13 protein-coding genes are annotated in these 13,372 nt (G+C 64.7%); 3 read left to right on the forward strand and 10 right to left on the reverse strand.

Features of this window, described 5'->3' with window-relative positions:
* The first annotated feature begins 345 nt into the window (after nucleotides 1–345).
* The gene (locus QDT69_RS26545) at nucleotides 346–1,431 is read left to right on the forward strand and encodes an NAD-dependent epimerase/dehydratase family protein (protein WP_279709439.1); all 1,086 of its coding nucleotides are present in this window, start codon (nucleotides 346–348) and stop codon (nucleotides 1,429–1,431) included.
* A gap of 237 nt (nucleotides 1,432–1,668) precedes the next feature.
* Here the strand turns inward: QDT69_RS26545 and QDT69_RS26550 are convergent, their stop codons facing one another.
* The 5 genes from QDT69_RS26550 to QDT69_RS26570 all read right to left on the reverse strand — a co-directional run bounded on the left by QDT69_RS26550 (nucleotide 1,669) and on the right by QDT69_RS26570 (nucleotide 7,237).
* Nucleotides 1,669–2,976, reverse strand: coding sequence for a Gfo/Idh/MocA family oxidoreductase (locus QDT69_RS26550; protein WP_279709441.1), 1,308 nt, complete (start codon nucleotides 2,974–2,976; stop codon nucleotides 1,669–1,671).
* 110 nt (nucleotides 2,977–3,086) lie between these two features.
* Nucleotides 3,087–3,887 carry a phytanoyl-CoA dioxygenase family protein gene (locus QDT69_RS26555; RefSeq protein ID WP_074128172.1) on the reverse strand — a complete coding sequence of 267 codons (801 nt, stop codon included), beginning with the start codon at nucleotides 3,885–3,887 and terminating at the stop codon, nucleotides 3,087–3,089.
* A 134-nt stretch (nucleotides 3,888–4,021) separates the two neighbouring features.
* A complete protein-coding gene (locus QDT69_RS26560; protein ID WP_279709443.1) occupies nucleotides 4,022–4,696 on the reverse strand; it encodes a GntR family transcriptional regulator in 675 nt (224 codons plus the stop codon).
* A 359-nt stretch (nucleotides 4,697–5,055) separates the two neighbouring features.
* Nucleotides 5,056–6,306: a M20/M25/M40 family metallo-hydrolase gene (locus QDT69_RS26565; RefSeq protein ID WP_279709444.1), complete on the reverse strand. Its 1,251-nt coding sequence runs from the start codon at nucleotides 6,304–6,306 to the stop codon at nucleotides 5,056–5,058.
* 64 nt (nucleotides 6,307–6,370) lie between these two features.
* Nucleotides 6,371–7,237, reverse strand: coding sequence for a sigma-70 family RNA polymerase sigma factor (locus tag QDT69_RS26570; protein ID WP_279709445.1), 867 nt, complete (start codon nucleotides 7,235–7,237; stop codon nucleotides 6,371–6,373).
* Nucleotides 7,238–7,347: 110 nt separating this feature from the next.
* Between QDT69_RS26570 and QDT69_RS26575 the strand changes: the two genes are divergently transcribed.
* Nucleotides 7,348–7,803: a carboxymuconolactone decarboxylase family protein gene (locus QDT69_RS26575; RefSeq protein ID WP_279709534.1), complete on the forward strand. Its 456-nt coding sequence runs from the start codon at nucleotides 7,348–7,350 to the stop codon at nucleotides 7,801–7,803.
* Nucleotides 7,804–7,865: 62 nt separating this feature from the next.
* Here QDT69_RS26575 and QDT69_RS26580 read toward each other — a convergent pair whose 3' ends face one another.
* The gene (locus QDT69_RS26580; protein ID WP_279709446.1) at nucleotides 7,866–8,675 is read right to left on the reverse strand and encodes an alpha/beta hydrolase; all 810 of its coding nucleotides are present in this window, start codon (nucleotides 8,673–8,675) and stop codon (nucleotides 7,866–7,868) included.
* A 158-nt stretch (nucleotides 8,676–8,833) separates the two neighbouring features.
* Here QDT69_RS26580 and QDT69_RS26585 point away from each other — a divergent pair, with 158 nt between their 5' ends.
* Nucleotides 8,834–9,376 (forward strand): methylated-DNA--[protein]-cysteine S-methyltransferase, encoded by a 543-nt coding sequence (locus QDT69_RS26585; protein ID WP_279709447.1) that lies wholly within the window; start codon nucleotides 8,834–8,836, stop codon nucleotides 9,374–9,376.
* A gap of 224 nt (nucleotides 9,377–9,600) precedes the next feature.
* Here the strand turns inward: QDT69_RS26585 and QDT69_RS26590 are convergent, their stop codons facing one another.
* The 4 genes from QDT69_RS26590 to QDT69_RS26605 form a co-directional block, all read right to left on the reverse strand.
* Entirely contained in the window at nucleotides 9,601–10,470 is an 870-nt protein-coding gene (locus QDT69_RS26590; protein WP_279709448.1) for an MBL fold metallo-hydrolase, read from the reverse strand.
* A 20-nt stretch (nucleotides 10,471–10,490) separates the two neighbouring features.
* On the reverse strand, nucleotides 10,491–11,684 hold the full coding sequence (locus QDT69_RS26595) for a serine hydrolase (RefSeq protein ID WP_279709449.1): 1,194 nt from the start codon (nucleotides 11,682–11,684) through the stop codon (nucleotides 10,491–10,493).
* A 25-nt stretch (nucleotides 11,685–11,709) separates the two neighbouring features.
* Entirely contained in the window at nucleotides 11,710–12,324 is a 615-nt protein-coding gene (locus QDT69_RS26600; protein ID WP_279709450.1) for a glutathione S-transferase family protein, read from the reverse strand.
* Between the two features lie 147 nt (nucleotides 12,325–12,471).
* On the reverse strand, nucleotides 12,472–13,314 hold the full coding sequence (locus QDT69_RS26605) for a fumarylacetoacetate hydrolase family protein (protein ID WP_279709451.1): 843 nt from the start codon (nucleotides 13,312–13,314) through the stop codon (nucleotides 12,472–12,474).
* Nucleotides 13,315–13,372 lie beyond the last annotated feature (58 nt).

Genomic DNA, 13,372 nt, shown 5'->3' on the forward strand with positions numbered 1-13,372 from the left:
CGAATCGAACCCGAATCAAAATGAGCCCCGGAGATATTCTCCGGGGTTTTTTATTTTCTCACAGAGCGCCCGGCATCAGGATGACCGAAATAGCGCGCACTGCTCTATCCCCGTCATTGCGAGCGAAGCGAAGCAATCCATCCCGGCCTCAAGCGGAGAAATGGATTGCTTCGTCGCTGCCGCTCCTCGCAATGACGGCGGTGCAAACCGGCGGAAATCAGACGCCTGGCTTCGTTGCAGTTGGGAAGGAAGATCTGCCGTTGGTCTCATCTGATACCCGCGCGATAGGCTGCGGGCGGCGCCGCGATCTGCTACGCAAGCAGCGAGTGACGGGAGTTCAAGGACATGGCCAACAAGAAAGTCGTGGTCGCCGGCGCGACCGGCCTCGTCGGCAACGCCGCCTTGCGACACTTCGGCGCATCCGATGATTGCGAGCGCATCGCGCTGTCGCGCCGCAAGCCGCGCGATCTCTACGGCGCGCAGCATGTGCGAATCGACCTGACCAATGCCGAGGATTGCCGTCGCGCCGCGGCCGAACTCGGCGGCGCAACCCATCTGATCTATGCCGCGCTCTATGAGGCGCCGAACCTGGTCGATGGCTGGCGCGATGTCGGGCAGATCGAAACCAACGACCGGATGCTGCGCAATTTGATGGGCGTGCTCGAACCGGTCGCGCCTGGCCTCAAGCATGTCGCGCTGCTGCAGGGCACCAAGGCCTATGGCGTGCATGTCCGGCCGCTCACCGTGCCAGCGCGCGAGGGCCGCTCGGAAATGTACGAGCAGCCGAACTTCTATTGGGCGCAGGAGAATTTCCTGCGTGAATTGCAGCGCGGCAAAAGCTGGCACTGGAGCATCCTGCGTCCGGTGCTGATCATCGGCGAAGCCATGGGCGGGGCAATGGATTTGATCCCGCCGCTCGGCGTCTATGCGGCAATGTTGCGCGAGCAGGGCAAGCCGCTCGATTATCCCGGCGGCGCGCCCCGCGTCGCGCAGGCCGTCGACGTCGATCTGCTGGCCCGCGCGATCGCCTGGTCCGGTGAGGCCGAGAGCGCGCGCAATGAAGCCTTCAACGTCACCAATGGCGACGTCTTCACCTGGGAGAATATCTGGCCGGCGGTCGCTGATGCGCTCGAGATGACGCCGGGCAAGCACGTGCCGTTGTCGCTGGCGCAGACCTGGCCGCAATGGAATGCGGCCTGGGACGAGCTGCGCAGGAAGCACGATCTGATCGCGCCGGGTCTGGAAGAGTTCGTCGGCCTGTCGTTCCAGTATGCCGATTACAGCATGCGCTATGGCCAGGCCGAGCCCGGTCCGCCCTCGATCGTGTCGACGGTGAAGATCAACCAGGCCGGCTTCACCGAGATGATGGATACGGAAGTGATGTTCCGGAAGTGGTTCAGGCTGGCGAAAGCGAGCCGGCTATTGCCGTGAGCCGATCGGGCGGGCTCTCGCAACTCTCTCGCCCCGCGCTTGCGGGGAGAGGGTTGGGGTGAGGGGCTTCCATCCGGCGAGCACTTCGCTGCTTGTTGAGCCGCGTGCCTTGCCCCTCACCCGGATCGCATCTGCGATGCGACATAGCCGAAGCTCAGCTTCGGCGTTCTTGAGAACGGCCGCCAAAGGCGGCCTTCGCCTCTCCCCGTCAAGAACGGGGAGAGGTGAAAGCCAGCGCTACCGCGAAAACGCCTGCTCCATCGCCTTGCGCGTCTTGATCGTGTCGTTCGCCTCATCGACCTCGACGTCGCTCCAGCGCACCGCGGCGCCATGGGCGACGCCGTTCTTCAGCTTGACCCGATGCGCGAGCCCGATCGGCAGTGCGCCGGCGGCGAGGCTGGCGGAGGCGGGCATCAGTTTGCCCCACACCGTGTAGCCGCCTTCGCCGTCGAGCATCTCGCCGGCGCGCAGATTGCGCTTCGCCACTGCCGCGACGTCGCCGCGGAAGCCGCGCGGCTGCCCGGTCGGCTCGTTGCGCAGCGCCGCCGACAGCACCGAAATATTCAGCTCGAGCCCGATCAGATGATAGGGCTTGTACATCGCCGCATAGCGCCCGGACGCATCGGTCTTGAGGCCGTACTGCCTGAAGCAATCGGCGGCGTAGTCGTTCGGCGCCTCCAGCACCACATAGACGCCCCAGCGCAGATCGCGAAACACCGGACGGCCGTCGCGCTCCAGCGACGACACCACTTCGACGATGCCGGATTTCTCCAGCACGCCGCCCGCCTCACGCGGTCGCATCACATGCGGCAAATCGTCGACGCCGCAGGGCGGAAACAGCAATCCCTCGGACGGCACGTCGAGCGTGCAGGCGTTGGCGATCGCGGCCATCTCGATCGCGGATTTGGTGCCGTCGAGGAAGGAGTTGAACATCTGCGGGTTCATGCCGGCGGATTGCGCCTCGCCCGCGGTGAGCCCGTAATGCTGCCACACGCCTTCCGGCGTCACGTCGTGATAGGCCGGCAGGTATTTCGTGCCCTTGCCGGCGGCGATGACGCGAAAGCCCGTGGCGCGCGCCCAATCGACCATTTCAGCTGTCAGCGCCGGCTGGTCGCCATAGGCGAGCGAATAGACTACGCCGGCCTTGCGCGCCTCTTCGGCGAGCAGCGGGCCGGCCAGCACGTCGGCCTCGACATTGACCATCACGACATGCTTGCCGGCGGCGATTGCCGCGCGGGCGTGGCGGATGCCGACCGCCGGATTGCCGGTCGCTTCCACCACGACATCGAACGCGCCGCCGGCGATCGCGCGCGCGCCGTCGTCGGTGAAGGTGGTCGCGCTGATCCGCGCGTCGTCCCACCCGACCGTGCGGCACGCCTCGCGGGCGCGATCGCGGTCGAGATCGACGATCACGGGCACCTCGAGCCCCGGCGTGTGCGGCACCTGCGACAGGAACATCGAGCCGAATTTTCCGGCGCCGATCAGCACGACGCGCACCGGCTTGCCGGCGGCGGTGCGGGTTTTGAGGAGGTGATGCAGGTTCATGATGCTTTCCAATGCAAAGAGTCATTCCGGGGCGACGCGTTAGCGTCGAACCCGGAATCTCGAGATTCCGGGTTCTCGCTTCGCGAGCCCCGGAATGACTGACTATGACTCTACTCCGCCGCTTGCCGCGGCGCACGGGCGAGGCGCAGCAGCGCGTCGTCGGCCACGGTCTGGATCGGCGTGAAGTCGCGGTGCGCGATGTAGTCGGGCCGCGTCGGGGTGCGGATGTAGTTCGAGACCGCATTCAGCGTCAAATAGACGATCTTGCGCGGGTAGGGCGTGATGTTGCCGCTCGATCCGTGCACCAGATTGCCGTGGAACATCAGCATGCCGCCGGGTTTGCCGGTCGGGGCGACGATGCCGCCCTGTTTCACCAGACGCGTCACCGTCTCCTCGTCCAGCGTCCACAGCGGGTAAGACGTGGTTTCGAGGTCGTGCGACGCCTTCAGGTCCCCCGCGGTCTGGCTCTGCGGCACCAGCATCAACGGGCCGTTGATCGGCATCACCTCGTCGAGGAAGATCGCGATGTTCATCGCGCGCGGCTCCGGCATGCCGTCGTCGCGCTTCCAGGTGCCGTAATCCTGGTGCCACTGCCAGACGTCGCCAGTGAAGGCCGCTTTCGCGTTGATCTTGAACTGGTGCATGTAGACCTTCTCGCCGAACAGCTGCTCGATGGGGTCGATCATGCGCGGATGCGCGCCGAGGATACCGAACGCCTCGTTGTAGAGATGCGCGGCGAATGCGGTGCGCGGCGCGCCGCTCTTCTCACGCCACACCTCGGGGCGGTTGGCGTCATAGATCGAGACGGCCTCACGTGCGAGGAAATCGACCTCTTCCTGGCTGAACAGCTCGGGCAGGAACAGCCAGCCTTCGCGATGGAAAAATTCGACCTGCTCTTGGGTCAGTTTCATGGTGCTTTCCTCCTGTTGTTTTTCATTGTCATTCCGGGACAAGCGAAGCGTGGATCCGGAATCTCGAGGTTCCCCGATGCGCAATTGCGCATCTGTGGTTCGCTGCTTCGCACCGCCCCGGAACGACGGCCTAACTACGCCGCCACGTCGATTGCCCTCAGCTTCTCTTCCGTCATCCGCCCCGCCGTCTGCGCATGCGCCAGCGCGGCAGCTTCGGCAGCATCCGCATTGCCGGAGAAAATATGCGCACCGATGGTCTCGTGTTCGATCCAGGCGCTGTCGCGGTAATCGAGTTCGGCGAGCACGGTCGCCATCGAGCGGCGCATATGCGGCCATTGCGGCGCGATCATTTCCTCGATCGCGGAATTGCCGGCGAGCCGGTAGATCGCGCTGTGGAAGTCGACGTCGAGCGCGATCAAGCGCGCCAGCGGTGCGTTGTCGTCGATCGCGCGTCCGGCTTCGAGCGCGCTTTCGAGCTGTGCGCGTGCCGCGGCATCCGCTTTCACGCGCGTCGCGGCAAGCCGCGCCGCCAGCGCGTCGATGGCGCCGCGCACTTCATAGAGCTCGCGGATGCGCTGCGGATCGAGCTGCGTCACCTCGAAGCCGCGCTTGCCGCTTTCCGCGACCAGGCCCTGGCGATGCAACAGATGCAGCGCGTGCGAGATCGGCTGGCGCGAGACGCCGAGCTTTTCCGCAAGTTCGTTCTGGGTGATGCGCTGGCCGGGCAGCAACGTGCGGTCGATGATCGCCTCGAGCAGCCGCCCGTAGACCTGGTCGATGAGGTTCGGAAGCGGATCCAACGGGATCATGCAGCCTGTCCAATTTGGAATACGGAATTCCGTGTTCGAAACAGGCTACTGCCGGTTGTGCGAGCGGTCAAGACTCCAATTCGCGGTGGAGCTAAGCAATTGATCGGTCGTCATTTTTCTGCGAGTTGAAGATGTCCGGCGTTCGCATCGGTTCCGGTGATCAGCCAGCATCAGTCGCTCGGCGAAGCATCAAGTAGCCGGTCGAGCGCCGGCCACCGGCTCCTTTGCATGGGGTTGTTTTCGATATTTTGGCAACGGGCCTCCCCGCAAGTGAAAGTGGGCGGAGAGGGGCCCCGGGTGCCGGCGCGAACGACTGGCGCTGCTGTGTCAACGCGATGCCGTTGTGCGCCTTCGCCCCGCTACTTCGCCTCGCCCAGCTCCATCAACATCCGCGTCATCAGATAGAGCCGCGGCACGATCGAGTTGGTGTCGATATATTCGTCGCGGGCGTGATAGCCCCAACCGGCGAGGCCGAAGCTTTCGACCACGGTCGCCTTGCCGCTGCGCGCGGCGTAGCCGGCGTCGGTGGCGCCGCCGGTCATTTCCGCGATATCCAGCGTGCGTCCGAGCTCGGCATAGATCGCCTGGCCCTGCTTGGCGAGCGCGCGGCCACGATCATTCGCGACGAAGGGTGGGCGGCCTGCGACGACCTTCACGCTCACTTCGGTGTCCGGGATCAGCCTGTCCTTCACCTTCTCGTCAAGCGCGGCCTGCAGCTTCTGCACGCCGTCTGGAATGGTGAGTCGGATGTCGGCGCCGGCAGAGGCATGATCGGGGATCTGGTTGCGCACGGTGCCGGCCTTCGCGGTGGTCCAGTTCAGCTGCGTGCCCGGAATCGATTTGGCGACGTCCTGGGTCTGCAGCAATTGATGCGCGAGCTCGATCAGCGCGTTGCGGCCGAGCTGCGGCGCGGCGCCGGCATGCGAGGCCTTGCCCTTCACGTCCAGCGTGCCGGTCGCGGTGCCGCTGGCGCCGAGCAGCAGGCTTTCATTCCTGGCGACCGGCGGCGCCGCGGTCGGCTCGCAGGACAGCACCACGTCGTGCTGGTCGGCGAGCTCGGCGATGATCTCGCCGGAGCCGATCGAGCCGACCTCTTCATCCGGATTGAACGACACGGTGAGCTTGGCGTAGTCGCGCCAGCCCGCATCGTTCAGGATCTTCAGGGAATGCAGGATGACGGCGATGCCGCCCTTGTCGTCGGCAATACCGGGTCCATAGATCCTGTTGCCGTCGACCTTGTAGGGCTGGCTGTCGAGGATGCCGTGCTCGTAGACCGTATCCATGTGCGCGATCAGCATCAGCTTCTTGCTGCCGGTGCCTTCGAAGGTGCCGATCACCATGTCGGCGCCGGCGCCCTTCGTGGTCTTGCGCCGCTCGGTCTTGGCGCCGAGCACCTTCAGCCGCGCTTCGGTGTAGTCGGCCATCTTCTTCAGGCCTTCGACATCGCTCGAGCCCGACTCGATCAGCACCATATCGTGCAGGCTCTCGATCACGGCAGGCTGGGCTTGCTCGGCCGCCGCACGCAGCTTTTCATCCGCGGCAGCAAAGGCGGGGGATGAGGCGAGCGCGAGCAAGCCGGCCGACGCGAGCAATTTGATCGATAATTTCATGATTGTCCTCCCCGCATAATTGCAGGGAGACACTAGCATCGCGACTTGATGGTCTCCAGCCGCGTCAATTGCGATCGAGCACCTCGACATCGAGTGCTTCGATCGCGGCCGGCTCGGCGGTCGCATCGATCGCCGCGATCCGCTCGCCTGAAATCGTGACCCGCAGCACGATCCGCAGCGCGCCGCCGAAGATGACGGCGACGCCGATCTCGCCATCGACCAGCGCCGGCCTCGCCGCCTGCGCGCGTCCCTTGAAGCTCTGCGCCACAGCCGTTGCGCCGCGGATGACCGGCAGCGAGCCGAGCCGCTGCGTCGCCTGATCGGCGCGCACCACGACGTCGGGCGCGAGCACTGCGAGCAGCCCTTCGAAATCGCCGTTGCGGGATGCGGCCAGAAAGGCCTCGACGATGCCGCGCTGCCGGCCGAGATCGGCATCCGGCGCGGGCGGCGCGCCCTGTACGCGGCGCCGCGCACGGCTGGCGAGCTGCCGTGCTGCGGCCGGCGTGCGTCCGACGATCGGCGCGATCTCCTCGAACGGCACCGCGAACATGTCGTGCAATACAAACGCCAACCGCTCGGCCGGCGCCAGCGTTTCCAGCACCACGAGCAGCGCCGCGCCGACGGAGTCAGCCATCTCGGTCTCGCGCTCCGACGGATTGTCAGCGATCGGCTCCGGCACGTGCGGACCGATCGGCTCCTCGCGGCGCGATTTGCGTGAGCGGAGCATGTCGAGGCAGATCCGCGCGATCACCGTGGTTAGCCATCCCCCGAGATTGTCGACCGCAGCGGCATCGGTGCGGCCGAGCCGCAGCCAGGCTTCCTGCACGGCATCGTCGACCTCGGCGGTCGAGCCCAGCATGCGGTAGGCCACCGCCCGCAAGCGCGGCCGGTTGGCCTCGAACTGTTCGGCCAGAAATTTTTTCTCGTCCATTGGTCACATTCCCTTGGTCCGCTCCGTCATGGCCATGACGAACGAAACCCGGACGATGTGACAGCAGATCGGCACGGCGGCGTCAAAAGGCAAATCAGGAGAGTGACATGATGAAAGCCCGCATGAACCACCCGGTGATGGTTGTTCCCGAGGCCATGAAGGCGCTGCAGGCGCTCAGCGAGAGCACCAAGCCGGCGCTGCCGGAAAAGCTGCTCGAACTGGTGCATCTGCGCGCCAGCCAGATCAACGGCTGCAGCGTCTGCGTCGACATGCACCCGAAGCTCGCCCGGCGCGCCGGCGAGACCGATGAGCGGCTGTTCGCGGTCGGTGCCTGGCGCGACACGCCGTATTTCACCGACGCCGAGCGCGCCGCGCTGGCGCTGACGGAAGCGGTGACCCGGCTCAGCGACCGCGAGGACCCGGTGACGGACGCGGTGTGGGACGAGGCTGCCAAGCATTTCGACGAGCAGCAGCTGGCGTCCCTGGTGCTCGGCATCGCGGCGATCAATGTCTGGAATCGGCTGAAGGTCGCCGTGCGGCAGCCGGTTGGTGCGTGGAAGGTGTGAGAGTATCTGTCGCCGAGCAGATGATGGTGCCCCCTCTCCCACAAGGGGAGAGGGTGCTCTGCCTATGCGGCAAGAAACTCCAGCACGATCTCGCTATAGCGCTGCGGAGCCTGCTCGAACATCGGATGCGTGGTGCCGGGGATCATCTCGGTGCGCGAACCCTTTACATTGGCGGCAAGGGCGTGCAGCACCTTCGGCAGCACGCCCTTGGTGTTGGCGCCGCCGATGAACAGCGTCGGCGTCTTGATCGCCTCGGCGTCCGCCTTCGAGAACGGCGGCCGCTGGTCGCGGGTCTGGCCGATCAGCGTAGTCGCATTGTCGCGGAGCAGCTGCTTGGAGGTCGCTGGAATCCGCTTCCAGGCGCCGGGGCCCTCGAGCGCGTCCATGAATATCTGCAGACCGCCGTCGATATCGCCCTTGGCGATTTCCGCGGCACATGCCGCGAAACGTGCTGCCAGCGGTGAGGGGCCGGGCTTGAAATCCGGATCAAGGCTTTCGTCGAGCTCACCGCCGGGCTCGGCCAGGATCAGCCTGCGCAGCAGGTCCGGCCGCCGCTGCGCGGCTCGGAAGCAGATGTGGCCGCCGCGGGAATGTCCCATCAGGTCGACCGGTTTGGTATCGAACGCCTCGATGAAGGCGATGACATCGTCGACATGCTGCGCGATCGAATAGGTGTCGCCAACGCCGTCCCAATGTGCCGGGAAGAAATGCCGCAGGCTGACCGCGATCACGCGATGGTGGCGCGTCAGCGGGCCGAGCACCGCCGACCAGATCCGGAAATCGCACAGCGAGCCATGCACGCAGACCAGCGGCGGGCCCTCTCCGATATCGAGATAGGGCATGTCGAAACCGTTGACGTGGAGGCTGTGCATTTTTGAGGGCTCGCGGAGGGCAGGGATGTTGTTGATTTAGCCGAAGTTCCCACGGAATTCGGGTGGATAGCAACATTCTCCAAGCCTAGATTTCAGATCAACAGCAGGCTCAAAGATATGAGCCGAATGAATATATGAAGGAACATCTGGAGCGAGCCATGACCGGCCAGCATTTTGCAATCTTCGAGACCATGATCGGCGCCTGCGGCGTCGTCTGGGGCGAGCACGGCGTCACCGGCGTGCAGCTGCCGATGGGCAATGAAGAGAAGACCCGCAAGCGGATTGCTCAGCGCAACGGCGACGTCACCGAGGCGGCTCCGCCGGCGGAGGTGCAGCACGCAATCGACGGCATGATCGAGCTGCTCGCCGGCAAGCCGAACGACCTCGCCGACATCGTGCTCGATCTCGACGGCGTGCCGGAGTTCAACCGCAGCGTCTACGACATCGCGCGCAAGATTCCGCCGGGCAAGACCATGACCTATGGCGACATCGCCAAGCAGCTCGGCGGCGTCGAACTGTCGCGCGACGTCGGCCAGGCCCTGGGCCGCAACCCGTGCCCGATCGTGGTGCCGTGCCACCGGGTGCTTGCGGCCGGCAACAAGCCGGGCGGCTTCTCGGCCAATGGCGGCGTCGTGACCAAGCTGAAGATGCTGCAGATCGAAGGCGCGGCGGTGAACCATACGCCGAGTTTATTCGATTGAGCGAGCCTGTTCGATTGAGAAGGTGCGCTCTTCATCCTCCCCTGGAGGGGGAGGATCGGTTCGCATGAAGTGCGAACCGAGGTGGGGTGAAGGTCTGTCGTATCGGGCAGTGCCCGAGTGGAGAGATCACCCCACCCCGCCTCACATCTCACTTCGTTCGCTGTGAGCCGACCCTCCCCCTCCAGGGGAGGGTGGCAGCGAGCTCGCCGCGAATTCAGCTCACCTCACGCCGTCTCGCACACAAACCCGTTCCCCTTCCGCCTGATCTTCCCCACCGACGGCGAAGGGAAGTGCGCGGGGCAGCACAGCGTCTCGGTGTCGCAATAGCGCTCGAGGAAGCCGCGCCGTGTCTTTGCGGCCTGCGCCGGGTCGACGTCGAACTTCGGCGACAGCTCCGGATAAAGCGTCTGGATCGGCGAGTGCATCAAATCGCCGGCGAACACCGCGTCGTCCTTGCCGCGGCCGAAGGTGAAGGCGACATGACCCGGGGTATGGCCGGGAGTCGGCAGGATGCGCATGTGATCGCCGATCGCAAAATCATTGCCGACGAGTTCGGCCCGCTTGGCTTCGACCACCGGCAGCACGCTGTCGACGAATGGCGGCACCTCCGCCTTCGCATTGGTCTCGGTCCAGTAGTCGAACTCGCTCTTGTCGAGCACGTAGCGCGCGTTCGGGAAGGTCGGCACCCAGCGCCCATTCTCCAGCCGCGTATTCCAGCCGACATGATCGACATGCAGATGCGTGCACATCACGTAGTCGATGTCGCCGACCGAAAAGCCGGCCGACGCAAGACCGCGCAGATAGCTGTCGTCGGTCTTCATGTTCCAGCTCGGCCGCCCCGGCCGCGGCTTGTGGTTGCCGATGCAGCTGTCGATCAGGATGGTGTGGTGCGGCGTCTTCACGATGTAGGACTGGAACGCCAGGATCAGCGTGTCGCTGTCGTCGAGCGCCCCGGCCGCTTTCATCCAGGCGCGGTTCTCCGCAAGCAGCTCCGGTGTCAGCCCGGGCAGCATGTCCTGCGCGGGCAGGAACTTGCCTTCCTCCTCCACGATACGATGAATGGTGAGATCGCCGGCGGCAAATTTCAGGCTCATGGGTGATTCCTTGGATAGGATCAGTGCGCGTCGCGCACGGCGGGAATGATGATGTTGGCGAGGATATCCATCGCCGCAAGGCCTTCCTTTGGTTGGCCGTACTGGGCTGCCGTCGTCATCATCACAAGATCGAGATCAGGGACAATGATGATGCGCTGTCCGCCCCAGCCGAAGGCGCCGACCCATCTCACTTCCTTGCCCTCGGACAGCGATCGGCCGACCCACCATTGATAGCCGTAGAACAACGTGCCGCCGAAATAGCCGACGGCCTGGAAGCGCGGTGCGATCGATTGCGCGATCCAGTCCGCCGAGACGATCTGCTGTCCGTTCCATTTCCCGCCATTGAGCAAGAGCTGGCCGATCTTCGCTGCATCGCGCGGACGAAGCCGGAGGCCGGCAGCGGCAGCGACCTTGCCGTTCTTCGGATAGGCCTTCCACTCGAGATCGGTGATGCCGAGCGGCTGGAACAGCGTTTCGCGCGCAAAGGCTTCAAGCGGTTTGCCGGAGACCTGCTCGATGACGTTACCGAGCAGGTCCGTGCCGCCGCCATTGTAATTCCATAACGTGTCGGGCGGCGCAGCGATCGGCTTGCCGAGGACGTAGCCGATCGGATCGGCATCGAAGGCCAGGTGCGGCTCGTCATTGTCGGGATGGGTCCAGGGTAGCGTCTCGTCCCATTTGATGCCTGACGACATCGTCAAGAGATGGCGCAGCTTGATCGCGTCCCATCCGGCCGACTTTACCGACCGGTGCTCGGGGAAGAATTTCACGACGGGCTCGTCGGCGCTCGCGATCAGCTTGCGGTCGATGGCGATGCCGACCAGCAGCGACGTGACGCTCTTCGATGCTGAGCGCATGTCGTGCCTGGTCGTCGCCGTGAATTCGATGCGGCCCTCCGGATAGCCCCACGGCTGGTCGATGCCGGAAAAATACTGTTCGAACACCAGTCTGCCGTGACGCGCAACGACGACAGAATGGATCTCGCTGCTGCGCAAGCCGAGCCGCGCGGCGATGCCGCAGAGCCTTGCGCCATCCATGCCGACGCTCTCAGGCGCGGCGGTCGTCCAGCCGTCGTCGAGCGCGGCAGGCGATCCGCAAGGATGATCCTGTTGTCCGGGTGTCATATCGTCGGCCCTCAGATTGGTGAATGAGGCCGTCAACGCGAGCGCGAGGCTCGCGCCGAGAATGAGCAAGCGGGGGAAGCGACGGCGCATCGTCATTTCCTCCCGCCTTGCCCTGCTACGCCGCTGGCGGCGCCGAGATCTTCACCGACGGCCGCTCCTGCATTCGCTGGTAGAAGGCGTCGAGTTTTGGATAGGCTTTGCGCCAGCCGCAATCGGCGAAGCGGAAGTCGGCATAGCCGAGCACACAGACGAGGCCGATCTGCGCGATGTCGAACGACGAGCCGTCCAGCACGTCGGGCCGGTTCTCGAACCGCGCCATGCCGGCCCAGGCCCTGTTCCAGTGATCGTCGTACCAGGCCTGCCACAGCGAGCCTTGCGGCCGCACCATATTCTCGTAGCGGCACAGCAGCATGGAATCGAGCATGCCGTTGAGCAGCGAGTGATCGGTCTTCAGCTTCCAGCGCCGCGGGCCGTAGCCCGGGATCAGCCGGCCGCCGCCGATCTCGTTGAGATATTCGACGATGACATAGGAATCCAGGATCACGTCGCCATGGTCGAGGATCAGCACCGGCAGCTTCTTCAGCGGCGTGATCTTGGAATATTCGTCGTTGGCCGTGCCCGGCGCGACGGTGGCCGGCACGAATTCGATCTTGTCGATCAGGCCGAGCTCGATCGCCGCGATGCGCACCTTGCGGGCGAATGGAGAGGCGGGAGAGAAGGTGAGTTTCATTGGAGGCTCCTCGGTAGAGCTATCGCATTGGAGCGTCATTGCGAGGAGCGAAGCGACGAAGCAATCCATTCATCCGCTTGGTTGGATAGATGGATTGCTTCGCTTCGCTCGCAATGACGTGGTCGCACCGGTGTTCGGCGCCGAACCTCAAGCCGCGACGATTTCCTGGCGCTGCTCGCCGAGGCCCTCGATGCCGAGCGTCACGACGTCGCCGACATTGAGGAAGGTCGGCGGCTTCATGCCAAGGCCGACGCCGGGCGGGGTGCCTGTGGTGATGATGTCGCCGGGCAGCAGCGTCATGAACTGCGAGACGTAGGAGATGCACTTCGCCATCGTGAAGATCATGGTCTTGGTCGAGCCGGTCTGGCGGCGCTGGCCGTTGACGTCGAGCCACATCGACAGGTTCTGCACGTCGGCGATTTCGTCCTTGGTGGCGAGCCACGGGCCGACCGGACCGAACGTGTCGTGCGACTTGCCCTTGGTCCACTGCCCGAGGCGCTCGGTCTGGAAGTTGCGCTCGGAGACGTCGTTGCAGACGCAATAGCCGGCGACGTAGTTGAGCGCGTCGGCTTCCGAGACGTACTTGGCGCGGGTGCCGATGATCGCGGCGATCTCGACTTCCCAGTCCAGCTTGGTCGAGCCGCGCGGCTTCTCGACCGCATCGTTCGGGCCGGACAGCGAGGTGTTCGCCTTCATGAAGATGATCGGTTCGGTCGGGATCGCCGCGCCGGTTTCCTTGGCGTGGTCGGAATAGTTCAGGCCGATCGCGACGAACTTCGAGATGCCGGTCACGGGCGCGCCGAAGCGCGGCTTGCCGGAGACGGCGGGCAGGGAGGCCGGATCGAGGGCAGAAAGCTTCTTCAGGGATTCCGGCGCGTAGGCGTCGCCGGTCAGGTCCTTCAGATGGGCCGAGAGGTCGCGGAGCTGGCCGGATTTATCGATCAGACCGGGCTTTTCCGCACCCTTTTCGCCATAACGAACAAGCTTCATTTGATCACTCCCTACGATGTCCTGAGGATTGTTACTGGTATACCTCGACACGCTTCAT

It is taken from the genome of Bradyrhizobium sp. CER78 (assembly GCF_029846235.1).
In the GTDB taxonomy this organism is placed as follows: Bacteria; Pseudomonadota; Alphaproteobacteria; order Rhizobiales; family Xanthobacteraceae; genus Bradyrhizobium.

Bases quoted from the DNA above. Each gene is read 5' to 3' on its own strand.
- QDT69_RS26575 (WP_279709534.1), top strand. From the start codon at position 7,348: ATGAAAGCCCGCATGAACCACCCGGTGATGGTTGTTCCCGAGGCCATG.
- QDT69_RS26595 (WP_279709449.1), bottom strand. From the start codon at position 11,684: ATGCGCCGTCGCTTCCCCCGCTTGCTCATTCTCGGCGCGAGCCTCGCG.
- QDT69_RS26580 (WP_279709446.1), bottom strand. From the start codon at position 8,675: ATGCACAGCCTCCACGTCAACGGTTTCGACATGCCCTATCTCGATATC.
- QDT69_RS26555 (WP_074128172.1), bottom strand. From the start codon at position 3,887: ATGAAACTGACCCAAGAGCAGGTCGAATTTTTCCATCGCGAAGGCTGG.
- QDT69_RS26565 (WP_279709444.1), bottom strand. From the start codon at position 6,306: ATGAAATTATCGATCAAATTGCTCGCGTCGGCCGGCTTGCTCGCGCTC.
- QDT69_RS26605 (WP_279709451.1), bottom strand. From the start codon at position 13,314: ATGAAGCTTGTTCGTTATGGCGAAAAGGGTGCGGAAAAGCCCGGTCTG.
- QDT69_RS26585 (WP_279709447.1), top strand. From the start codon at position 8,834: ATGACCGGCCAGCATTTTGCAATCTTCGAGACCATGATCGGCGCCTGC.
- QDT69_RS26550 (WP_279709441.1), bottom strand. From the start codon at position 2,976: ATGAACCTGCATCACCTCCTCAAAACCCGCACCGCCGCCGGCAAGCCG.
- QDT69_RS26590 (WP_279709448.1), bottom strand. From the start codon at position 10,470: ATGAGCCTGAAATTTGCCGCCGGCGATCTCACCATTCATCGTATCGTG.
- QDT69_RS26570 (WP_279709445.1), bottom strand. From the start codon at position 7,237: ATGGACGAGAAAAAATTTCTGGCCGAACAGTTCGAGGCCAACCGGCCG.
- QDT69_RS26600 (WP_279709450.1), bottom strand. From the start codon at position 12,324: ATGAAACTCACCTTCTCTCCCGCCTCTCCATTCGCCCGCAAGGTGCGC.
- QDT69_RS26545 (WP_279709439.1), top strand. From the start codon at position 346: ATGGCCAACAAGAAAGTCGTGGTCGCCGGCGCGACCGGCCTCGTCGGC.
- QDT69_RS26560 (WP_279709443.1), bottom strand. From the start codon at position 4,696: ATGATCCCGTTGGATCCGCTTCCGAACCTCATCGACCAGGTCTACGGG.